The 23,132-nt window shown below is 35.9% G+C and carries 22 protein-coding genes and 1 tRNA gene; 13 read left to right on the top strand and 10 right to left on the bottom strand.

Annotated elements, in window-relative coordinates; genetic code table 11:
- Positions 1–26: 26 nt before the first annotated feature.
- Positions 27–932, bottom strand: a complete 906-nt coding sequence (gene htpX / locus ASF86_RS10175) for a protease HtpX (protein WP_003650116.1) — start codon at positions 930–932, stop codon at positions 27–29.
- Between the two features lie 247 nt (positions 933–1,179).
- Entirely contained in the window at positions 1,180–2,040 is an 861-nt protein-coding gene (locus tag ASF86_RS10170) for a lytic transglycosylase domain-containing protein (protein WP_056481631.1), read from the bottom strand.
- A 504-nt stretch (positions 2,041–2,544) separates the two neighbouring features.
- On the opposite strand from ASF86_RS10170, the gene ttcA reads away from it, so the two are divergent.
- Both ttcA and ASF86_RS10155 read left to right on the top strand, forming a co-directional pair.
- Positions 2,545–3,450, top strand: a complete 906-nt coding sequence (ttcA, locus tag ASF86_RS10160; RefSeq protein ID WP_003650120.1) for a tRNA 2-thiocytidine(32) synthetase TtcA — start codon at positions 2,545–2,547, stop codon at positions 3,448–3,450.
- 204 nt (positions 3,451–3,654) lie between these two features.
- Positions 3,655–4,038, top strand: coding sequence for an SCP2 sterol-binding domain-containing protein (locus ASF86_RS10155; protein ID WP_003650124.1), 384 nt, complete (start codon positions 3,655–3,657; stop codon positions 4,036–4,038).
- Between the two features lie 91 nt (positions 4,039–4,129).
- Here the strand turns inward: ASF86_RS10155 and ASF86_RS10150 are convergent, their stop codons facing one another.
- The gene (locus ASF86_RS10150) at positions 4,130–5,242 is read right to left on the bottom strand and encodes a transglycosylase SLT domain-containing protein (RefSeq protein WP_004643829.1); all 1,113 of its coding nucleotides are present in this window, start codon (positions 5,240–5,242) and stop codon (positions 4,130–4,132) included.
- A gap of 372 nt (positions 5,243–5,614) precedes the next feature.
- Here ASF86_RS10150 and greB point away from each other — a divergent pair, with 372 nt between their 5' ends.
- Positions 5,615–6,109 carry a transcription elongation factor GreB gene (gene greB, locus ASF86_RS10145; RefSeq protein WP_017391789.1) on the top strand — a complete coding sequence of 165 codons (495 nt, stop codon included), beginning with the start codon at positions 5,615–5,617 and terminating at the stop codon, positions 6,107–6,109.
- A gap of 89 nt (positions 6,110–6,198) precedes the next feature.
- Positions 6,199–6,288, top strand: a tRNA-Ser gene (locus ASF86_RS10140).
- 233 nt (positions 6,289–6,521) lie between these two features.
- Here the strand turns inward: ASF86_RS10140 and ASF86_RS10135 are convergent.
- Positions 6,522–7,304 carry an SDR family oxidoreductase gene (locus ASF86_RS10135; RefSeq protein ID WP_056481625.1) on the bottom strand — a complete coding sequence of 261 codons (783 nt, stop codon included), beginning with the start codon at positions 7,302–7,304 and terminating at the stop codon, positions 6,522–6,524.
- The gene (locus ASF86_RS10130) at positions 7,304–7,627 is read right to left on the bottom strand and encodes a nuclear transport factor 2 family protein (protein WP_056481622.1); all 324 of its coding nucleotides are present in this window, start codon (positions 7,625–7,627) and stop codon (positions 7,304–7,306) included. The genes ASF86_RS10135 and ASF86_RS10130 overlap by 1 nt, the downstream gene beginning before the upstream one ends.
- A 107-nt stretch (positions 7,628–7,734) precedes the next feature.
- Between ASF86_RS10130 and ASF86_RS10125 the strand changes: the two genes are divergently transcribed.
- The 4 genes from ASF86_RS10125 (at position 7,735) to ASF86_RS10110 (ending at position 15,293) form a co-directional block, all read left to right on the top strand.
- The gene (locus ASF86_RS10125; protein ID WP_056481619.1) at positions 7,735–8,637 is read left to right on the top strand and encodes a LysR family transcriptional regulator; all 903 of its coding nucleotides are present in this window, start codon (positions 7,735–7,737) and stop codon (positions 8,635–8,637) included.
- A gap of 278 nt (positions 8,638–8,915) precedes the next feature.
- Positions 8,916–12,914 carry a delta-poly-L-ornithine synthetase PosA gene (posA, locus tag ASF86_RS10120; protein ID WP_056481617.1) on the top strand — a complete coding sequence of 1,333 codons (3,999 nt, stop codon included), beginning with the start codon at positions 8,916–8,918 and terminating at the stop codon, positions 12,912–12,914.
- Between the two features lie 468 nt (positions 12,915–13,382).
- Positions 13,383–14,261: a MetQ/NlpA family ABC transporter substrate-binding protein gene (locus tag ASF86_RS10115; protein WP_056481614.1), complete on the top strand. Its 879-nt coding sequence runs from the start codon at positions 13,383–13,385 to the stop codon at positions 14,259–14,261.
- 291 nt (positions 14,262–14,552) lie between these two features.
- Entirely contained in the window at positions 14,553–15,293 is a 741-nt protein-coding gene (locus ASF86_RS10110) for a hypothetical protein (protein ID WP_081407672.1), read from the top strand.
- A gap of 80 nt (positions 15,294–15,373) precedes the next feature.
- Here ASF86_RS10110 and ASF86_RS10105 read toward each other — a convergent pair whose 3' ends face one another.
- The gene (locus ASF86_RS10105; RefSeq protein WP_056481608.1) at positions 15,374–15,790 is read right to left on the bottom strand and encodes a MerR family transcriptional regulator; all 417 of its coding nucleotides are present in this window, start codon (positions 15,788–15,790) and stop codon (positions 15,374–15,376) included.
- Positions 15,791–15,812: 22 nt separating this feature from the next.
- Entirely contained in the window at positions 15,813–16,331 is a 519-nt protein-coding gene (locus tag ASF86_RS19805) for an SRPBCC domain-containing protein (protein ID WP_056481605.1), read from the bottom strand.
- 266 nt (positions 16,332–16,597) lie between these two features.
- Here ASF86_RS19805 and ASF86_RS10095 point away from each other — a divergent pair, with 266 nt between their 5' ends.
- Positions 16,598–17,518 carry an aminoglycoside phosphotransferase family protein gene (locus ASF86_RS10095; RefSeq protein WP_056481601.1) on the top strand — a complete coding sequence of 307 codons (921 nt, stop codon included), beginning with the start codon at positions 16,598–16,600 and terminating at the stop codon, positions 17,516–17,518.
- Positions 17,519–17,708: 190 nt separating this feature from the next.
- Positions 17,709–18,422 (top strand): DUF4882 family protein, encoded by a 714-nt coding sequence (locus ASF86_RS10090; RefSeq protein ID WP_056481598.1) that lies wholly within the window; start codon positions 17,709–17,711, stop codon positions 18,420–18,422.
- Positions 18,423–18,542: 120 nt separating this feature from the next.
- Here ASF86_RS10090 and ASF86_RS10085 read toward each other — a convergent pair whose 3' ends face one another.
- Both ASF86_RS10085 and ASF86_RS10080 read right to left on the bottom strand, forming a co-directional pair.
- Positions 18,543–18,935: a hypothetical protein gene (locus tag ASF86_RS10085; protein ID WP_056481596.1), complete on the bottom strand. Its 393-nt coding sequence runs from the start codon at positions 18,933–18,935 to the stop codon at positions 18,543–18,545.
- A 33-nt stretch (positions 18,936–18,968) separates the two neighbouring features.
- Complete coding sequence (locus ASF86_RS10080; protein ID WP_056481593.1) at positions 18,969–19,256, bottom strand: hypothetical protein; 288 nt, start codon at positions 19,254–19,256, stop codon at positions 18,969–18,971.
- A 220-nt stretch (positions 19,257–19,476) separates the two neighbouring features.
- Here ASF86_RS10080 and ASF86_RS10075 point away from each other — a divergent pair, with 220 nt between their 5' ends.
- The 3 genes from ASF86_RS10075 to ASF86_RS10065 all read left to right on the top strand — a co-directional run bounded on the left by ASF86_RS10075 (position 19,477) and on the right by ASF86_RS10065 (position 22,116).
- A complete protein-coding gene (locus tag ASF86_RS10075) occupies positions 19,477–19,947 on the top strand; it encodes an Imm30 family immunity protein (protein ID WP_227508786.1) in 471 nt (156 codons plus the stop codon).
- A gap of 215 nt (positions 19,948–20,162) precedes the next feature.
- On the top strand, positions 20,163–20,648 hold the full coding sequence (locus ASF86_RS10070; RefSeq protein ID WP_056481590.1) for a hypothetical protein: 486 nt from the start codon (positions 20,163–20,165) through the stop codon (positions 20,646–20,648).
- Positions 20,649–21,546: 898 nt separating this feature from the next.
- Entirely contained in the window at positions 21,547–22,116 is a 570-nt protein-coding gene (locus tag ASF86_RS10065; protein ID WP_056481587.1) for a TetR/AcrR family transcriptional regulator, read from the top strand.
- A gap of 69 nt (positions 22,117–22,185) precedes the next feature.
- On the opposite strand, the gene ASF86_RS10060 is transcribed toward ASF86_RS10065, so the two are convergent.
- Positions 22,186–23,052 carry a metal-dependent hydrolase gene (locus tag ASF86_RS10060; protein WP_056481584.1) on the bottom strand — a complete coding sequence of 289 codons (867 nt, stop codon included), beginning with the start codon at positions 23,050–23,052 and terminating at the stop codon, positions 22,186–22,188.
- Positions 23,053–23,132: the final 80 nt, after the last annotated feature.

Genomic DNA, 23,132 nt, shown 5'->3' with positions numbered 1-23,132 from the left:
GGCTTTATTTCTTCATGTTAAACGTTTTATGGGCAATCTAATTGATGTAAAGCTGCCACACGTTGTTCAATTGTTGGGTGGGTTTGGAACAAAGCAGCTAAGCTGAAACCTTGTTCTTTACCTTCCGCAATCGCGAAAGCTTTCATTTCTTTTGGCATTTGATCTGGCATTTCTGTCTCAGCTTGTAGACGTAATAATGCAGAAATCATTGCTTGTTTACCTGCTAAACGCGCACCGGCTTCATCAGCACGATATTCACGATAACGAGAGAACCACATCACAATCGCAGAAGCGAGAATACCAAAGACAATATCTAATACCATGGTAATAACGAAGTAACCCATACCCGGTGCTTCATCATCCTGACGACCAAAAACATTACGGTCGATAAAGTCACCGACTACACGAGCAAAGAACATTACAAAGGCGTTCACGACACCTTGGATGAGTGCTAGGGTAACCATATCACCATTCGCAACGTGACCAATCTCATGCGCAAGCACAGCACGGAGCTCATCTTTATTCATACGCTCAAGTAGACCGGATGAAACGGCAACTAAGGCATCATTTTTATTCCAGCCTGTTGCAAAGGCATTGGATTGATATGATGGAAAAATACCAACCTCTGGCATATTAATACCAGAACGTTGAGAAAGTTCAGCGACTGTTTGCAATAACCAGCTTTCAGCTTGGTTACGAGGAGCATTCGGGTCGATCAGTTCTGTACCGGTCGTTTTCTTAGCCATCCATTTTGACATGAATAACGAGATTAAAGATCCCACCATACCAAACACAAAACAGATTACTAAAAGGTTGCCTAGATTCAAGCCACCCGCGCCATGGTAACTACCGACACCGAAGAGTGACAAAATAATGCCAGCTACAACCAGTACCGCGAGGTTGGTAAGCAAAAACAAACCAATCCGCATCATTGAGAAAACCCTCTTATAAATAAAATGTTATCTGATTTACAAATTCTAAATCATGCAGCTAATATGCGGGGCTTAGGAGAAAAATTCAAGAAAAAAATAAGGAATTGATACATTCTTTCACGTAGCAGAATGTACCTAAATTTAAAGAATTATTGGCTAAATTCGCCTAAATGGTAAGGATCAGGTAATAGATCATTACAATTTAAAGCACAGGAACTTGAGGAAATAGATCCGTCACTAAAAGTTTTTATTCAATTCGAATATGTGCGATAGCAGTGGCGTTGTTCGTGACATAAGTACCCGTAGGCGCATCAGTAAATGTCCCATTAGATAAAGTCACAATTTGACGAGAAGAGGAATATTTAGGTGCTGGCGCTGCTATTTGCGCTGTTGTGTTGTCAGTTAAATTAGAAGATTGAGAAGAGACTTGCGCAGAAGTATTAGTAAAAGATGAAAAACCTGAACCAGATGAATATAAGTTTTGATATCGACTGGTTACACGGCGCACGTAATCTTGTGTTTCACGAAAAGGTGGAATACCGCCATATTTATCAACGTTACCTTCACCTGCATTGTAAGCAGCCAATGCCATTTGTGTATTGCCACGAAAACGTTTGAGCAGCCAGCTTAAATATTTTGCACCTGCAAAAATATTTTGCTGAGCATCGAAGGCATTGGTCACGTTAAATCGACGTGCAGTCGCAGGCATAAGCTGCATAAGACCTTGCGCACCCACAGGAGAGCGAGCATTTACATTAAATCCTGACTCGGTATGCATGACGGCCTTAATTAAGCCTTCTGAAACGCCGTGTTGCTGTGCAGCTTGTTTAATAATGTGGTCAAAAGCATTTTTATTTTTATTGTAGCTTGGTAGAACAGAGGCTTCTGAGGCTCCCCAGTTCGTATAACTATGAATATTACTGTCAGGGTAATAGGTCACTTTTACTTTTTTAAGTGATTGATCATAACTTTTTCGATTCGTCAGCAATGTACTACCATTTTTATCTTGGTAAATATACATCTGGCCTGCTGAGCTCGACGTTATGCCGACCGAAAAAGTAGTCATCCCCAGTAAACAAGAAGAAAGAAATTGAACCGATTTTTTCATTTTATGTTATTCACAATTTTAAGGTATTCAAAACTTGTCGAAGAGTTTATCAAAAAATATTACAGAAAGAACTTTTGTGTAATTTTTTTTATTTCGACTCTTTCAAAAAATCAAGCTGTTTTGTTCGAATGCTCATCAAAAAAAATTAAAAATTATTTTTAAAATGATTCTATTGACTTGGGTAACATGTTGATATTAAAAGGTAAAAAACATTGGTTAAAAAATGATCAATTTAAATAAAACCCTTAACAGAAGGCCTAAACAGTTTGTCAAGTACGAAGAAATCCACAATTTTATCCACAGGTTTTGTGGAAAACTGTGGAAAAGTCCAAAAAGTAAGCACTTTGCACAAAATTTGAACGCTTCAGTCAAAATAGAGCAAGACTTTTGCATCATGCAGGAGCAATGTGACGGCTTCAAGAATTGAAACTATTCTTTTGATGCGATTCTCGTCCGAATCATATAAAATTGCGCGGTATTTTTATTTATGGGTATATCTCGTCTATGTACGCGCCAGTTGAGTCTAATCAGGGATTTAATTTTAAGCCTGAACTTCCAACAAGCTCGGCCTATTACCGTTTGCTCAAGAAGCTTCGCCGTCAAGTTGGGCATGCTATTCGTGACTTCAATATGCTTGAAGAGGGCGATAAGGTCATGGTGTGTGTGTCTGGTGGTAAAGACAGTTATACCTTGCTCGATATCATGTTGCAGTTTAAACGTATTGCACCAATCAATTTTGATGTTGTTGCGGTTAACCTTGACCAAAAGCAACCAGGCTTTCCTGAAGATGTCTTACCTCGTTATATGGAAGAAAATAACATTCCATATTACATTTTAGAAAAAGACACCTATACCATTACTAAGCGTTTAACACCGGAAGGTAAAACCTACTGTGCAGTATGTTCGCGTTTACGTCGTGGTTCGTTGTATGGCTTTGCACAAGAAATTGGTGCGACTAAAGTTGCTTTAGGACATCATCGCGATGACATTCTTGCAACGTTCTTCTTAAATCTGTTTCATGGTGGTAGTTTAAAGGCGATGCCTCCAAAGCTTTTATCATCAGATAAGAAAAATATTCTGATTCGTCCATTGGCTTATGTTGAAGAAAAAGACATCATCAAATATGCCGAGTTACGTCAGTTCCCAATCATTCCATGTAACCTTTGTGGCTCGCAGGAAAACTTACAGCGTGCCATGCTCAATGAAATGCTACGTGACTGGGATAAACAATATCCGAAACGCTTACACAGCATTTTCGGTGCGTTACAAAACGTATCTCCATCTCAGTTAGCAGACCGTGAACTGTTCGATTTCGAAGCTCTAGATTCTCAGCGCGAGCTGGATTTTAAAGATCCTGAAGAGCTTAAAAACCGTTTAGATGTCGTGAACTTAAGTTTTGCTGCTGAGTAAAACTACTTGATAATTCAATTAAAGGCACTTTATAAACAAGTGCCTTTAATGTATCAAAATACTAAAAAATGAATGTTCCGTACAAAAAGTCATAGCCCAAAATTTAAATTACATGCTATAACAACGCTCAAGCAGAATTGCTTCACATGATGTTGTCTGGATAGGCAACTAGAGAAATTGAACAAATAAATTTGAGGAAGAATCATGCCTGCATTTTTAACTGAAGATTGGTTTGCTACTGTCGAAAAATTAACTGCTGAAGCAGGGGATCTTAATTTGCCACCCGCTCTTGCGAATTTGGCAATTAATTTAGTAGTTACAGATGCTTCTGGAAATACCGAATTAGCTTTAGATGGGGGTAAAATCAAAAAAGGTTTGTCTTCAAATGCCAAAACAACTTTAAACATGGATGCTGAAACTTTACGTAAAGTATTCTTAGAGTTTGATATGGCTGCTGCTATGCAGGCATTCATGACTGGTAAAATTAAAGTTCAAGGCGATATGTCTCAATTGATGGCTTTGCAAACAGCTAAGCCAAGCCAAGAACAAAAAGATTTGTTCAAGAAAGTGTTAGAGCAAACAGCTTAAATTTCAAAGAATTCATATAAAAAGCTTACCCATAGAGGTAAGCTTTTTATTTATACAAACAATAAATTTATCAACTTTTAAACAATAAAAATTAGATATTGATTCGTGTTTGCGCCGTTTTGATATGTTCAAGATAAGCACGAATACGAGTGACATATTGAACCGCTTGCTTATATCGACCATTACGCGTTTTATTACTTTGCAAATAATCGTAGAGATTAACCCACTGATTTGGATCTTTCCCTTGTGCCTGCAAGCGCTTCTGAATCTGGTTGACCGCACCAGGTCCCATATTATAGGCCACAAGCGCATACCAGTTCCGATCAGGGAAAGGAATGTCATCATATTCACTTAGCATCTGGTCGTAATACTTCGCGCCACCTTGAATGCTTTGAGCTGGATCACTACGATTGCTCACACCCATTGCTCGAGCAGTGCTATTGGTCAGCATCATTAAGCCACGAACGCCTGTGGGAGAAACAGATTCTGGCTTTAAGTATGATTCTTGATAACCAATGGCGGCAAGTAAATGCCAGTCAAGATCATATTTAGCTGCACTTTGTTTAAAGCTCGCTTTATAAATCGGTAAACGCGTCGTTAAGTCACGTTGAATGGTTGACCAAGCTTCTGGTTTCACCACATTACGATTATAGAAAGAAGCAAGTTGCTGGGTTACACCATTTTGCTTACTTTGGCATACAAAGCCGCTAGCAGTTTGGGTAAGAGGGTCATCAGCTTGTTTAAACACCCAGCTTAACTCAGAATTTAAACCATTTTTTTGCAAATTGACTGTGTCACCACAACTTGCAGAAAAGGACATTAAACCTTTGTTCTCGATGGTACTTAAACCTGCGGTCGTCATCGCAAAGTTTGCTTTACCTTGCTGAACCCATCTAAGTGCAGTGGCATTGTCTGCCACAATTTTAAAGTCCAGCTTTACATTAAGGGTTTGTGCATAGTTACGTGCTAAGTCGTAACCAAAACCATGTAAAAACTGATCTTCTTTGAAAACGGTTGTCGGGCTTTCTACCGCAACAACAGTTAGAGTATTTGTATTTACTACAGTATTGTACTGTAGGGTTTTTCCTGCATTAATACTATGAAATGGAAAAAGCATAGTACTGAGTGCAAGCGCTTTTAACGGGAGAGAAGAAAATAAAGAGTTAAGGCAAAGCCTCGACCCTGAACTTGAATTACTGTGCATGTTGTCTCCGCTACAGATAATTTATGCCCAAAAAGTCAGACAATAAGCTGCCATAACTTTTAAAAGTTGATAAATTCAATAAGGGGTGGGCAGTCATGACGTCATTCAAAATGACATGAAATGAAAAAAACAAACTGTGTAGAAAATCTACATAGTTTTCTGAAAGGTTAAAAAATGCTCAACATTTAATCTGCGCGCATCATAGTATTGAAAAAAAGTATTGTCAAATTTCGTACAATTAAATATTCGATATATCATCATAAACACATGAATTTCTTAAGGAAGAAAATTTATACACTTCTGATATGAGAAAATAGGGTATAAAATGCTACATCTTGTAAGCGATATGTTGTTGAACAGTGGTTTTTAATCATGAAATCTAACTTAATCACCCGATCAGGGCATGACAAATTAGTTGCTGAATTAAAACAACTTTGGCATGAAGAAAGACCGGAAATCACAAAGAAAGTGAATTGGGCTGCAAGCTTGGGTGATCGCAGTGAAAATGCAGATTATCAGTACAACAAGCAGCTACTTAGAAAAATTGATCGACGAGTACGCTATTTAGGAAAACGTTTAGAAGAATTAAAAATCATTGATTACTCACCTGAGCAAGACGGTAAGGTTTATTTTGGCGCTTGGGTCGAGATTGAAAATGAAGAGGGTGAGCAAAAAACTTTACGTATTGTAGGGATTGACGAAATTTATGATCATCACCCGCAGCATATTTCGATTGAATCGCCTATGGCCCGTGCACTGCTAGGCAAAGAAGTAGATGATGAGATTGAAGTGCACACTCCATCTGGAAAAAAGCTTTGGTATATCAATACAATTCGCTATGAAAAGAGCGAAAACCCAGAAAAATAAATCAATTTGTATTTATTTTGAGCGTTTGAATTAAAAGTTAAATAAAAGATTTGCCAACTTGTGTTTTTGTTTATATTATAGCGCTCGTTGGAAGCGTGGCAGAGCGGTTTAATGCACCGGTCTTGAAAACCGACGAGGGTGTGAGTCCTCCGTGAGTTCGAATCTCACCGCTTCCGCCAAATTCTTAAAAAGCCCTTGTTAATGACGAGGGCTTTTTTTTATGCCTGTTTTTTTATTTTCAGCCCACCTCATGCTAAAACGTAGATTGGAATAGTCCGAATCTCCTATTCTTACTTTCTCAGCCATTTTTTTAATTGAGCAGTGTAGTGTAATTATAAACTGCTCAAGTGAAGAGAAAATATAGTATGGGAGTGATTCAATATGACTATTAAGGAGTGATTCAATATGACTATTAAATTGTAGGAATCGTCCCACCATCAATCACATATTCAGTACCTGTAATTGCAGACGCACGGGGTGATGCCAAAAAAGCGATAAGATTTGCTATTTCATCAGGTTTAGCAGGTCGTCCCATAGGAATTCCTCCGATTGAATCCATAACTATCTTTTTACCACCCTCGTAATCTGTGCCAGCTTGTAAAGCCAGTCGCTCTGCAAAAGCAATAGATGCCTCTGTTTCAATCCATCCTGGCGAGACTTGAACAACCCGAATACCTTTAGGAGATATTTCTTTTGATAGGCTTTTACTATAAGTCGCTAGTGCTGCTTTTGCAGCAGCATAAGCTGTCGTAGCTTCTGGTAACGGAAGTGAGCGTTGTATTGACGTAACATGGATTACAACACCTTGACCTTGCTGAATCATATCGGGAATTAATTGACGATCAATACGTATTGCAGGCATCAGATTTAGGTGAAGTTCTTTATACCATTCTTCATCGGTTAATGCTGCGAATCCACCTGCTGGTGCAGATGAACCACCAAGAATGTGTATAATTATGTCCACACCGCCTAATATCTCTTGTACTGCTTGGACGACAGCTTCACAACCTTCTGGAGTTGTGAGATCAGCAGAAACAAAATGTGTATTATTTGGTAAATAATCTGGTTGAGTTCTAGCAGTGGTTAGTACTGTTGCGCCAAGTTCATGGAATAACTGAACTGTGGCAGCACCAGTACCTTTTGTACCCGCCGTTATTAAGGCACGTTTTCCTTTTAAAGTAATAAAATCTTCCATTAATAAATCCTCAATTTAACAACTTTGCCATTTTCAAGTGTGAACTGAAACTTAAGTTTCACAGGACTATTCGGAAAGTTGCCGCTCACTTGTGTTAAAACCGTGCTGATATGGTCTGTATTAGAAACCTCAATAAGTTCAAGAAAATATTGGTATTTTTCTTTCATTGCTAGCCACCAGGTACGAATTTCCACAATTCCTCTGTATAGACTATTTTCATCTTCAACAACGGCAGAGTCAGAAAAAATTTGGTTTAAAGCATCTACATCGTTTGCTTGATCAGCATCAAAGTATGCACTAACCACTTCTGGTATATCTTTCATGAGTCGCTCTTTTTGCATGATCCAAATTGGTGTTTTAAATTTTATAATTTGACGATTGTTCTAACAATCCGTATAAAATGGGATGTTTAGTTGAATAAATCAGGATAATGGAACGAGCAAATTTAAATGATCTAAAAGCAGTAATGGCAATCGCCAAACGCGGAACGTTTCGTGGCGCTGCGATTGAACTTGGGATGTCTACAACAGCTTTAAGTCATGCAATTAGTAAATTAGAAGAAAATTTGGGTGTACGTCTGTTTAATCGAACAACACGTAGTGTCTCATTGACAGAGGCAGGCAGACTTTTTGTAGAACAAGTCGGGCCTGCTCTTCAGGATATTCATAGCGCTTTAGATATTGTACGTTCGCAGAGAGAAACACCCTCAGGTACATTAAGAATCAATGCGGCCGCATTTGCAGCGAGAGAAATTATTTCTCCTGTGATTATCGAATTTCTTCGACGTTACCCAGAAATGAATATTGATTTGGTGACTGAGGGTAAACTTGTTGACATTATTGCTGATGGTTTTGATTTAGGCATTCGTGTTGCCCATCTTGTTCCAAGTGACATGATTGCAGTGTCTCTTGGTAAACTTCAAAGATATGTTGTTGTTGGTTCGCCTGAATATTTTGAGCGTTACGGAAAGCCAAAAATACCAACAGATCTTTTTAGACATAAATGTATTCGAGTACGTCTCCCTGATGGTGCATTATTTAGCTGGAAGTTTGAAAAAAATGGAGAAATTATTCAAATTGATGTGCAAGGACCGATTACCCTCGATGAAGCAAGCTTATCAAGAGCTACAGTATTAGAGAACATTGGCCTAGGATACTTTATGGAACAGGATGTTCGTGCTGAAATTGAGTCAGGTCAACTTATTTCTGTTTTGGATGATTGGATGCCTTGTATGTCTGGTCTCTGTTTATATTATTCAGGAAGACGCAACCAATCTGCTGGTTTGAAAGCCTTCCTTGCCCTAGTTCGTGAAGTAGCCTTGTGTAATGAGTAATTCGTTATATATCAATTTTGGATAACGCTATTTAATTTTTATAAAAATATGTGCCTATATTTTTCCTCATTGTCATCTTAGTTTGATTTATAAGTCATAAAAATCGATTGTTCTTCTAAGTTAATAACTCACTCTCTACGCTTAAAATAAAATCTTTAATCTTCATTTAAGTTCAACTCTTTAATTTGTTGCCTAACAATTGATTTCTTTAATAAGTCATAAAAATCTAAACATGACTGTATTTAAGTTAAATCAAGAACTTAAAGAGAGTTATAAAAATGAACCAATGCGTAACAAGCTCGAAAAATATTATTCGTGGTAAATTTCACCCCGAATTTTTGCAAGATGAAGTGCTAGCCGATATTTTTATTCAAACTGCTCAAAATCTCCCAGATAAAACAGCTTTAATTGAAGCAAATAAAACGCTGAGCTATGGAGATTTATATCAGCAAGCTTTCGTTATGGCGCAACAACTGACTTTAAATGGTGTAAAAGCGGGGGATATTGTCGGGTTATGGCTACCAAGGGGTATTGAGCTTTTAAAAGCACAACTGGCAATTTGTTTAAGTGGAGCGGCTTGGCTTCCTTTTGATATGGATACGCCAGCAGACCGTATTGCAGTTTGTCTTGAAGATGCTGAAGCTGTAGGAATGATTACTACAGATGAATGGTATGAATATTTAGCTGAAGTGCCACAAACCAAATGGACAAACACAGAGCTACAACAGCCAGTTATTAAAGAAGTAAGCTTACCGAAAACTACACCCGATCAACCTGCCTATATTATTTACACTTCAGGCTCAACTGGAAAACCTAAGGGTATTGTGATTACCCAGAAAAATATTTGTCATTTCTTGCGTAGTGAAAATAGTATTTTAGGGATTCAAGAGCAAGACAAGGTCTATCAAGGCTTTTCAGTCGCTTTTGATATGTCGTTTGAAGAAATCTGGCTTTCTTATTTGGTTGGGGCAACATTATGGATTGCTCCAAAAAACTTGGTGAGTGACCCTGAACGTTTATGCCAAACATTAAAGCAGGAACAAATTACAGTATTGCATGCTGTACCAACCTTACTGGCTTTATTCCCTGAAGATGTACCGAATTTACGTATTATCAACTTAGGCGGGGAAATGTGCCCAGATTCACTCGTTGACCGTTGGGCATTACCTCACCATCAAATGTTTAATACCTATGGTCCAACTGAGACTACGGTTACTGCAAGCCTTGAGTCGTTAGAACGTGGTAAACCAGTTACGATTGGTAAACCTTTACCAAACTATGGCATGTTAGTCATTAACGCTGAAAGAGAATTACTGCCTCAAGGTGAAACAGGTGAGCTGTGTATTTTTGGTCCGAGTGTAGCACCAGGCTATTTAGGACGACCTGATTTAACGGCTGATAAGTTTATTGAAAACCCTTGGGCAATGAGTGCGGATGAAGAGTCGCTTTACCGTACTGGGGATTTGGCAAAAATTGATGAATTTGGTCAAGTCCACTGCTTAGGGCGTGCTGATGATCAGGTGAAAATTCGTGGTTTCCGTGTTGAACTCGGCGAGATTGAAGCTGCACTTTGTGATATTGATGGCATTGGAACAGCAGCAGTAATTCTACGTCAAGAAGACGGAATTGATCAGCTCATTGCTTTTATTGCACCTGAACTTGATGCCAAACAACCGATAGAAATTAAGCAGCTTCGTCATACTCTAGCTCAACGATTACCACCTTATATGGTGCCGAATCGTTTTGAGATTATTGAAGAAGTACCACGTTTATTATCTGGAAAAATTGACCGTAAGGCATTAAAAGCAAGACCGCTTACCAGTGTGATTGACCGTAGTGAATCTGACCAACCGCAAAATCCAGCCGAAGAAATTTTATTTGAAATTTTGAACCGCCTGTTTCCAAACATGCCGATTAAACTAGATTCGGATTTCTTTGATGATTTAGGTGGGCATTCACTTTTAGCCGCTGTTTTAGTTTCAAATCTGCGTGAACATCAAGAATATAGCCATCTTACAATTCAAAGCTTATATCAAGCCCGAAGAGTGGGAGCTATTGCAGCTTTAATGTTGGAGCAACCAGAGCCTACTTTATTTGATAGCCAGATTGGGCAAGACAACCCGCGTAATCAAACGTATAAATGGTTATGTGGTATTGCGCAGCTTACGACCATTCCAGTTTTAATTTCGATTAATATTTTGCAATGGTTAGCACCATTCTTTACCTATCACTATTTTACAGGTGGAACCCGAGACAGCATTCCATATGCAATCGCGTTGTCTTTACTGGTTTATATCAGCGTTATTATTAGTAGTTTTGTGCTTTCAATTACGGTGAAACGATTATTAATGTTGGGCATTGGTGCAGGACGTTATCCACTTTGGGGAATGGCGTATTTCCGTTGGTGGTTAGCAGACCGTATTAGCAATATTTCACCAGTCTATCTTTTGTCAGGTTCAACTTTACTTAACCTCTATTTAAAAGCACTGGGCGCAAAAATTGGGCATGATGTCACCATTAGTTCGGTTCATATTCGCATGCCATCTTTATTAACTGTTGAAGATGGAGTGAGTATTGGCTCTCAAGTAAATTTAGAAAATGCCAAAGTCGAACATGGTCATTTGGTGTTGGGTTCAATTCATCTTAAAGAAGATAGTTATGTGGGTTCGTATGCTGTATTAGAAGAAAATACAGTGTTAGAAAAACAAGCTCATGTAAATGCCCTAACTTCAATTGAATATGACACGGTTGTACCAGCCGGCGAAATTTGGGATGGAACACCTGCTAAAAAAATAGGGCATGTCGATGAGCACGCTAAAATGCCAGAACGTCCTAAATTATCGTTTATTCGTAAAATTGCTGAATATGGATATTATGGTGTTAGTGCGCTAATTATTGCTTGTATCTTCTTTATTCCAATTTTTCCAAGTTTCCTTTTGGTCGATTGGTTAGATGTAAACGTATTTAATATTAACCCGAATAACCACTTCCAAATCGCACTTTATTATTTCATTTTAGCGATTCCTGCTAGTGCAATGATGATGATGATTACTGCGGTAATTTCTTCAGCAATACGCAAAATTGCATTGCCACGTCTTGAGACTGGAACGTACGCTGTTCATGGCGGAACCTACTATCGTAAATGGTTTGCCGCTCAAATTTTAGAAACAAGCTTACAAACATTGCATGGCCTGTTTGCTACGATTTATGCGCCTACATGGTTCCGCATGTTAGGGGCAAAAGTAGGTAAAAATACTGAAATTTCTACAGCAACGGGCGTGATTCCCGAAATGCTGACTTTGGGTGAAGAAAGCTTTATTGCCGATGCTGTAATGTTGGGTGATGAAGAGATCAAAGGCGGTTGGATGACATTAAAATCGACCAAAATCGGTAACCGTAGCTTTGTCGGAAACAGTGCTTATATTGCTGATGGAACTGTTTTACCAGATAACGTTTTAATTGGGGTACAGTCAAAAACACCAGATAACCTTGAAATGTATGAGGGTCAAACTTGGTTTGGTTCTCCACCATTATTATTGCCTGCACGTGAAGCTGCCGAAAAATATCCTGACCATTTAACGTTTAAACCTAGTGCCAAGCGCCGTTTCATGCGTGGTTTTATTGAAGGACTTCGTGTTGTATTGCCAGCCGCACTCGCAATTGGCGTAGGTTATATGATTGTATTAGACGTTATTGATGTTATTAATAACTACGGCATAGCGAAAGGACTATTAGCATTAACCATTGCAGGACTGCTCTATGGCGTCGGCTGTTTCATTATTGTTGCATTGGTGAAGTGGACTTTAATTGGTCGTTATCAACCTCGTTCAGCGCCAATGTGGACCATGTTTGTATGGTTAAGTGAAGGAATCACGAGCTTATATGAATCGGTTGCGATTCCAAACTTCCTGAACTACTTAAGAGGAACGCCAATGTTGCCATTCTTCTTGCGTATTTTAGGTGTTCGAATTGGTAAAGATGTCTATATGGATACGGCTGATATTACTGAGTTCGACTGTGTAAGCATTGGTGACCGTGCAGAGTTTAATAGCTTTTCAGGACCACAAACCCACTTGTTTGAAGATCGTATTATGAAAATCGGACAGGTCAATGTTGGAAATGATGTGGTCGTAAATTCACGTAGTATTATTTTATATAACGCCAATGTTAGCCATCATGCAGTGTTAGGACCATTAACATTAGTTATGAAAGGTGAAAATATTCCTGCTAAATCTGCATGGATTGGTTCGCCAGCTGTGCCTTGGGTTCATAAATAATTGATATTAAGTTGAATCATCTCATTTAAAAAAGTCCTTGTGAAAGCAGGGGCTTTTTTTATACATACGGCATAAATTACAGTCATAGTTAGCTTAAATATTGCTAACAAATCCTGAAAATTTCATATAAATCAAATAAGTATATATTTTAATCGAAATTGTTATATTTATATAATATGTTTTTTATTATCAGTGCCTTACCAATCACGCGTCTATATATCAAAATCGAACAAGTTATTTGTAGAATATTCACTTATTGATATATGATGATCCAATATTTAGAAACTGATTCAAAACATAATTCTATTGTTCAGCGAGCAAGATCAAGGAAGAAATTAGGCTGAATTCAGGCTTCTAAACCCTTATATATCTGGAAATTATTTCCAGCCAAATATTGCATTTCGACCCAATGGTTGGGAATGCCTCATTCTTTTGACGAGTAGGCGTTTCCTATTTTAGGATGTATCTATGAAAAAATTATTTAGTGTCCTGTTCAGCGCATCTGTACTCACACTGACTGCATGTAACAAACAACCTGCACAAACTGAAAATACAGCACCAGCTAAAGACAAAACTGAGTCAGTACGCACAATTAAACTTGTTTCAACGGGTTCAGACACTGACGTATGGAAATATGTTGCAACGCTTCCTGAGACTAAAGAAGCAGGCATTAAACTCGAAGTGACCAACCTGACTGACTACGTTGTGTTGAACACATCTGTAGCAAGTGGTGAGCAAGACGTAAATGCGTTCCAGTCATTTAACTATTTAGCAGCTTACAATGCTTCAAATACAGCTAAAGTTGCTGCTGTTGCGACAACTTACTTGGAACCAATGGGCCTTTATGCAAATAAAGTTAAAAATGTTGATGAGTTCCCGCAAGGCGCTACAATCGCGATTCCTAACGATACTGCTAACGAAGCGCGTGCATTAACATTATTGCAGTCTGCTAAACTCATTAAACTCAAACCAGACTTTGACCCTGTAAAAGGGACGACCAATGACATCGCTGAAAACCCTAAAGGTTTAAAATTAAAACCAATTCAAATGACGACAGCAGTTCGTGTTAAAAACGACGTAGATGCAATTGTATTGGGTAATACATTGGCACTTGAAGGCGGTTTAAACGTACTGAAAGATTCTATCTTCCGTGAGCCAATTGACCAGTCTACAAAGCTTTATGTGAACCTATTAGGTGTGGCTGAAGCGAATAAAAATGACCCGATCTATACGAAATTGGGTGAACTTTACCACTTACCTAAAGTGCAAAAGTTTGTGAGCGAAAAATTTGCGGGTACAAAAGTTGAAGTTAACAAACCTGTTTCTGAGTTTACAGACATCAAATAAGTAATTTTTAATTTAAAATTATTTTAAAGCTAAGCCTCGGTAATCGGGGCTTAGCTTTTTTATTTAGATTAGCGTTATTGGGTTCGTTTTATTTTTATAATTCATATAATGCCCATTATTTTAAATTGAGAAAAAGATATATTTATTTAAAAATATAAGTATTAAATAGCAATGCCTATTTTTTAATACAGATATACAATTTTCTTAGGACTCACCTTTAAAAAATATGAAGTTAAAGATTTAACAATTATGATACCAATACAACCATTCTCCTTTTTTGCAATTTTTCTGTTGTTTATTGCGCCATTGTTCGGTGTTGTACTAACACTAGGCTTATTGGTGAAAGCACTATTCTTTTGGCGAAAGAAGGCTCAAAAGCCTGTGAGATTTTTTTCTCGAAAGACATTATTCATTACGCTGTTGGCATTGATATGTGACCTATGGTCAGGTTATTTATTTTATATGACTGCATCGGTAAAGTATGAGTTCGCCCTTGAGCAGCACTATAAGGAAAGTCGCAGTCATTTCGTTTTATCTCAAGATGCGCAATATGGAGAACTGTTGATTCCCAAAGGGAGCTTAATCAGTCGTTATGATGCTTTTGATAATGGTGAGCCACAATTACCTCTGAGTTTACGAGGATTACAGGCTGTACGTTTCCCTCATCCTGTACAAGTCGCAGGAATGTGGGTAACTGCGATGGAGCCTCCTCGAATGGAATTGGCGTGGGATCAGCAAATAGGGCCCGTCATGCGCTTTGATCCTAAGGAAGAAAATGGTTATGGTAAATGGGTGTACGACACAAAGCATCCTACCATCACCTGTGCTCGTGGAGATATCGTGTTACTTGAAATTCCACTCATTGATCATGATATTGCAAAAGAATTTGGTAAACCTGAACCCGATGGACCTAATGCGCGTTTTCGCCCTAGTGAGTGGGGTGTTCAAGAATGTGAAAAAGGTCAGGGGCCAATTAAAGTTAGTCCTGTATATACTGGAGCTAGGCCAAAGAAGCCTTGGTTTCAACCATAATGACTATCTTTGCCATCCTTCCTTTTCATAACGTAAAATGTTGAAAAGGTAATTCAAAAGACTGGAGCTCTGCTTTATATTTAATTTTTTGAAAGCCTATACAAGTTTTCAATCATATCTTGAATTATGTCCTGATTTTTAACAAAAGAATTATCTTTAATATGTTTTTTAACATCTTGAAGAGTGTCTTTTCCATATTCTAACAATTTAATTTGCTGACTAATCATCTCTATTTTTCTATCAATCAATTGATTGGAGATAATATTGCATCCTTCAGAAGGAGGCTTTGTTTCAAGTTTAATGAGTTGTTTAATTTCTTCTAGGGTAAATCCAATGCTTTTTAAGCATATAATTAGCTTAACTTTTTGTTCATGTATGTCCTGATAATTTCTATATCCATTTTTTAATCGATCGGGAATCAATACTCCACATTTTTCATAAAAGCGTAAAGTATCTAATGATAGGCCATATTTTTTTGAAAATTGACTAATATTCATTCAATAATCTTTATTTTTTTATCTAGGATATTTTACAGGTATCTTTTTTTAAATTTTGATCTTCAATATATTTTTTGAAGGATTTATTCATTTTATCAAAATTTAACTGTGTAGGCTGAATAACGAAATAATTTAAGATAGGTACAAGTAGCCCATTAAAATCTTCTGCTTGAACTAATTGAGTTGTATTGGCATCAATTTTAGTGAAAATGAACTGATGTCGACCATTAAACAATCCATTTATATATAATTTACCTTCCCACTCTAAGTGATATTTCTCAAGTTTTTTTATTACTGGTCGCATTGTAAATTGCACTTTCTTATTTTCATCATATAAATCTACACTAATTTGTTGACCTACATGGGTGGGAAATCTATCAATACCAAATAAAGTATTCCATTTCGGATACGATGAAGTGCATGTGAAGACTTGCCAAGCATGATCTATTGGTTGATTTATAATAATCTTTGTTTCAATTCTTTTATGATGAAATAAAAGAATGAACACAGAAAATACAACGATAGTGAAAACTACTTTCATCAAATAGTACCTTTGTCGCTAAATACTATGATGATTCTAAGGTTGGAGCTTACTCAAAGCTCAAGTAAAATTTTTACCTGCACGTTAAATTAGGTTGTATCTAATAAAAATCTCTTTTGTGAAAGCTAAGTCTTGGTAATTAGGGTTTAGCTTTTCTTTATTTTGAGCTTTCTAAGTTCTAATAGTCCTTATAAAACAGGTCCTCTTATATATTCTTTATCATATAATGAATAGAGATTATAACTTTATATTTTTAATAAAATATTATGAAAAATTTAGATGGCTTACTTAACCGAATTCAAGCAGAGACATTAGGTTTAATTTCTCATAGAGATGGAGCTATTGTATACAAAGCACAAACTACTCAAGGAGAGGTCTTTGTAAAAGCCTATACACGGAAAGTAGATAATGACAGATATTGTGAAATATTGAATGAGCTTAAGGCATTTTCCCTAGGCCCAAAATTATTAAATAAATTTGAATGGGAAAATTATTCTATTGTTGTAATGAGTGCTTTAGAAGGACAGTCAGTAAACAATATTTTAAAAAATTGCTCGAGAACAGAAAAATTATTATTGCTAAAATCCGCGGGATCATCTCTAGGAATTTTTCATCGAGAGATTAATTCTTGTCGTTTACTTGAGATGAATTTCTGGAAGGGACGAGATAATTCTTCTGAATATCCAACTTTATGGAGCGAACATCTAAAATTAATGACATCAAAGTGGATGTCCCGTATTAATCCATCTAAAGCTGACTATCAAGAATTTAGTTATGAGTTGAATGTATTGCTTTCATATTGCAAAGATTTACGAGAACCAAAGCAGTTGAGTCTTTTGCATTGTGACTATATTGGTCGGAACCTTCTTGCAACTAACAGTAATAAAATCTCTGGTGTTTTAGATTTTGAGGCTGCTCGTATTGGAGATGCGGTTTATGATCTAGCGAAGATGGTCTGGGTAGATATAGATTTCTCTGATTTAGAATTAAGAAATTCATTTCTACGAGGTTGGGAAATGACTTATGGAGAAGAAGTTCCTCAAAGGGAGTTTTTATGCTATGTCGGTATTCAATGTCTTGCAGCAATAGCATGGACAGATAAAAATAAGCTTATGGATGGTAATACTATATTTAGGGCTTCAGCCGTTAAGACATTAAAAATAGTACTAGAAGAGTTACAGATGTAGTTTTAGTAAATTTTTAGTTTCATTAATAAATATTGCTGATGTTTGGTAAGTAATCTTATTTTGATGTTAGAAAAACACCTATCTAATAAATCATTATAGAGCTTAACCTATTGTCTCTTTATCTGAAAAATTTTTAAACCTTAAATTTTTACCATACAATCAAAAATCACAATAAAATTAAGGTGAAATAATGAAAAAAAATATATTGATTCTCAGCTTATTAATTTTCAGTGTACAGAGCTGGGCTGAATGTAAAATTGGTGATCTAGAGATTGATCCAAGCGCTTCACAAACACCAGAAGGGACTCCAAATCCAAGCAACTATATAACAATAACTGGGCAGAAAGTGTTAACTAAGGCTTTGGCTAATATAAACATAGGAACACTGATAAAAACTAAATCTGATACCAATATTGCTCAGTCTAATGTGATTGCTTTTGAATATATTTTCAAGAAACCAATAAATCTAAATTCAAATGAACTAGCTTCAGGGTTTATCACAGGAACAAGTAATTTTGATGGTATTGTTTTTGCTGCGCCAAGTTTTGGAAGTGCATATGGTTCACAGCAAAATTTATTTATGAGTTCTATTTCTGGAAACATAACCCCAACTCAGACACAAAATGAAGTTTTAGCAAATGAAACAGTTAGAGTTGGGATTTATTACAATCAAATCAGCAAGAAAATTGGCTATATTGTAAATGGAGTCGATAGAGGATACACATGGAGTTATACAACTCCATTAAGCAAAATGAAATTTGCTATTGCAATTGAAGAGGGATTTTATGCTTCCAACTCTAGTGCTTTAGGTAAAGAAATATCATATGAAATAGTATCTGATCATTCAAAACTACAATTTACCTATCCAACAGGCACCACAGATATTTGTGGCACACCTCTTTAAAAATAAATTACATATCAAATAGGCTGTTTCACTACTTTAGTGAGACAGTTTTTAATAGTCTATTGAGTACTCTATTTCTAAATTCGGCATCAAATAAAATAATTTATACATTCTTATTTACTAATATTGAAAGGTTATTCCTTTAAAATTATTTTTAAAGTTATTTATAAAATTAATACAAGCATTTATTGACTCTGAATATGTTACATAAATATTGTTTTGATCTTTATTGAACCAGACAGAGTTAATTCTCCATAAATTATCTTTATCTTCTTCAAATGTGAGAATATTTTTTTCCTCAAACTCCATGGAGGTATAGGAAAAATTTGAATTTTCATCTCTATCAAGCCATTGTTTTAAGTAAATGGCAAATTCTAATAATAGTAGATCTTCTTCATTGAAGATAATTTTATTTTTAACTTTAATTATCAAAGTACTTTCAATTTCTGATGAAACAATAGAATCTATGGTCGAGCTTTCTAGGCCATGCGTGATTGTATAGGAAATTTCCATATTACCTTTTTGGAATTTTATATAGTAAAAGTTTCAATAAGTTGTATATTCTAAAGGGATTTTGTTTAATTCAGTTTTGAGCCAATTAAAAAAAATAATAAAATCTGTTTCAGATTGAAAGTAAATATTTGCTTCATCTGTGAAGATCTTCCAATCTAATAAATCATCATTTATTAGCTTTGAAATTTCATCAATACATATAGGAATTTCATCAGGATTTTTTTGAAAATAATTTAAAATATCTTGGTTACTTTCAAGAATATCTAAATATCCCAGAAAAAATCCTATTAGATATCTATATTTATCTAAATATTTGGCCATGAAACTCCCTTTAGCTAAACCATGCACAGGTTCATCTACTTCAAAATTGACATTATATTTTTCTAGTAATAGTGTTGCAGTTTGATGTGTGCGTATATATTTGACACTATTATATGATCAATCTCGGATAATTTTTAACAAATTTCTGCTCAAGGCAATCTATGAAGAGAATAATTTTAAAAAAGGGTATGGTATATCCATTAAAGTTTAGAGAAAAAGAATGACTGCTCATGCTCTTGAACAAGCAATTAAGAATTTAGTTAAAGCTGCACAAATCGATAACTTTGGCGATGTGCAAGCTATTGATACGGCTCTTGCAGAAGTTATGATTTTTAATGATCCTTCAGTGATTCGACCCTTAATTCGGTTAATTGATGATAGTGCCCAATACGATGAGGCAATATTTTCGATCATACATAGTATTGAATCTTTTGATGATGATGTTTATATCTCTGAAGCTCTAAAAGAGTTACCTTATTTAGTGCATAAATCTCCAAAATGGGCTGATATTTTATTTATGAGAATATTAAATAGCGATAGTGCAAGAGAATGTATGATTGAAAAGCTCTATTTGGCTTCTTCTGAGATTAAATCGGCAGTCTTATGGGCTGTTACCAGAATTAAAGAGAAGAGTCCTAAGTTTTTAGAAAAAACGATTGCTGTCATGGTTGTAGCAAAGACAGATTTATAAATTATTTAGATAGTTGTTAGAAGTTTCCTATAACCTTAATAATTTTAGTAGAAATATTAAAGCAGAATCTATTCTAAGTTAAATTAATTAAAAATCTTTAAAGAAAAAATAAATCTTAAAAAAGTTATAAAAAATAAATTTTAATTAAATAGAAGATTTTTTTCTTAATTTCGTTTAACTTATAGTCAACTATTTATAAGGAGATTGTTATCAAAATGAATAAGTTTTGGGGTTTAAATACAATTTTTATCGCTATCTTGGCATCAGGATGTGCAACTCAACCAGTAACACAAGTTGCCCCATTGGAAACATCAAGAATTCTATCTTATCCTAAAGATAAAGTCTGGGCATCAACTGTAAAAATAGTAAGTCAAAAACTGCCAATACAAGTCATTGAAAAAGATAGTGGTTTGATTAGTACACAAAATGCTCAACTACCTTTAGGTTATAACAATTTAGGTTATCAAAACTATTTTTATCAACCTAATATTTTTCTTTCAACATGGGGGGGGGCTAATATAAGATTGAATGTAATTGTGGCTCCTGAACAGACCACATCTACTAATATTAAAATAGACGCAACTTACCAAGTTTTAGAAACTAATGTTACTAAAGCATGGATTACTGCCCAGTCAAATGGTCAATTTGAAAATAAAATCATAGATGAAATTGAGCAAGACTTAAAAAAGTCTAATAAATAAAAATATCAATTTAAAAGTCCATTCTAAAATGGGCTTTTATAATTTTATTAATTACTTATATCATATCAAATTTTATTCTAGAGGTACTTTAAGTTTTTTCTTAGTAGCTAAAAGCAAAACTTATATAAGGTTATTGAGTCCTTTTATAGTATAAAACTAATAAATTAAAATGAAATGCTTGGGGGAATAGGGAGTTAACTTGCTGGAGAAAAAGAAACTTATTCAGCCTATTTATTTAAAGTTCTTCTAAACCTAATATAGTGCCTTATCCCACTCATCCCTAAACATCCTAGCTCTAGGCTGTTTTAACCCTTCTTTATAAACCCCAATTTAACAATAACTCACTCATTATTTATCCTTACTTTTTAATGATCTAATTTAAAACAAATGTCATTTTGTGTGCTTGACTGCAAAAGGGCAGAGCACTATCCTTTGCCTGCTGGCCTACATTGCCAGTCGGTTTTAGCAGACCGCATCAAACGTACATTAAAAGTTTCATACTTTTAGTGTTGAGCCCTCGTGCCCCCTCTGCGGCGGAACGGGAGGGGGACACCTTCGGGTGTGCTGGCCACGTTTGACCAGTCTGCTAACCCCCTTTCGTTCTGCCACCATAATTCCTATTCATGTCTGGCAGAACTCCCAATAAAAAGGAGTTGGCTTTGCACATCCATTATTTTTTGGCAGCCTTTGCCAAAGTCTATATCGACACGACTTAAACTTTTAAAGCAGTTTGATGGCCATTGGGCTTTTCAGGCTTTAAATCGTCACGACCAAAAAACTTAATCAACAATAAAACTTGAGATGTGCCACGCACAGTCTTTACGGCTTTGCTATGCCTTTTTTTCTTCCAAAAAAGTATCTCGTTTATCTACAACAATAATTTTATAACGGTAAAACTATGCGACATTTACTGATCTCACCACGTGCCATACAAGTCGTAAATAAATCGATTAATCTGTTTCACAACCACGGATTTCATACGGTTGGAATCGACAGAATCGTGAAAGATTCTCAAATTCCAAAAGCGACTTTTTATCATTATTTTCACTCTAAAGAGCGGTTTATCGAAATCTGTTTAACTGTGCAAAAAGAACGCTTAAAAGAAAAAGTAGTATCAATTGCTGACTACGACCAAGGTGCAGGTGTGATGGATAAACTCAAAAACCTTTATTTCTTACATACCGATTTAGAAGGGTTGTACTACCTATTATTTAAAGCCATTTTTGAAACGAAACTGACCTATCCCAAAGCCTATCAAATCGCAGTGAGGTATAGAACGTGGCTACTTAATGAAATCTATAGCCAACTTATAAAACTAAAAACTGAAGTTTCCTTTCAGGATGCCAAACTATTTTTATATATGATTGAAGGCGCGATTATTCAGCTTTTAAGCTCGGGTCAAGTAGGGGATAGAGAGATGATATTAGAATGTTTTTTGAAGCAGTTTAAATTTAGCGAGCTTATGTAATCTCTACACATTTTTAAAGAGAATCAAGTCTGAAAAAGCCCTCAGATGAGGGCCTTATATATTGCTTTTCTAGCTGAGCGATTCTTTGAGAAATCCTTCTTGGCCAAATAGCTTTTCTCGGAATTCGGCTTCGAGGCGCTCTGTTTGCATGTGTAAAGGATCAAAACTTTCTTCTCTGACATCAAGCATATCGACAAATGCTTTAGATAAAATTCCTAAGCGATTGATTCCACCAAATCCTAAATAAATACCATCTTTCAACTGTTTTAAGGTGAATCTAATATCTTTTCTTTTCAAAATTTTTATCCAATATTCAAACATAATTGGCATGATAAGTTTTGAAACTCTAGCTAAAGCTGCTTTTCTGTTTTTGCTAGAATTTCCTCCTATTGCATTTAATACATCAAATGCGACCGATTTATGCTCAAGCTCTTCGAGTGCATGCCACTCCCAAAGATTTCTGCTCTCTTGCGTGGTTTTTTCTTTAATTAACTGGTCTGTGAGTAATAGGCGAGCGAGTGTAGCTGTATAGTGTTCCATTACTACTGTCGCAGCTACTTGTTCGACTACTGTTGAAAGTTTACGTAATTTATCCAATCGTGCTTTGGTTTTGGCCTCAATCTCTATCACTTCAGGATAATTAGAATGTATGAGGTGATTGTTCAGGGTTTTATGTTCGCGGCTATGAAAGGCTTCTTGAGCAATAAAGGCTCTGATATCTTCTAAAAGTTTTTCATCCTTAATTTGGCTTCGAACATTTCTGATACTTTCAATAAAGAACATTTCACCTGGGGGAAACATAGCTGAAAGTACAACGAATAAAGACGTAACGACAGGATTTTCTTCATAATAAAAAGAGTAACTTTTATTCGCATCGTAAGAAAGTTCAACATTACGACGAACAATTTTTTGATTTGTAGCGAGAGCTGTATTCATTTTTTTAACTCATCTTTAAAAAACAATTGATCAAATTTTGATTTCAACTAGAATTTATCAATGAATTTATACGGAAAAAA

It is taken from the genome of Acinetobacter sp. Leaf130 (genome assembly GCF_001423205.1).
Classification (GTDB): Bacteria; Pseudomonadota; Gammaproteobacteria; order Pseudomonadales; family Moraxellaceae; genus Acinetobacter; species Acinetobacter calcoaceticus.
This window is presented reverse-complemented; position numbering and strand designations above follow the sequence as displayed.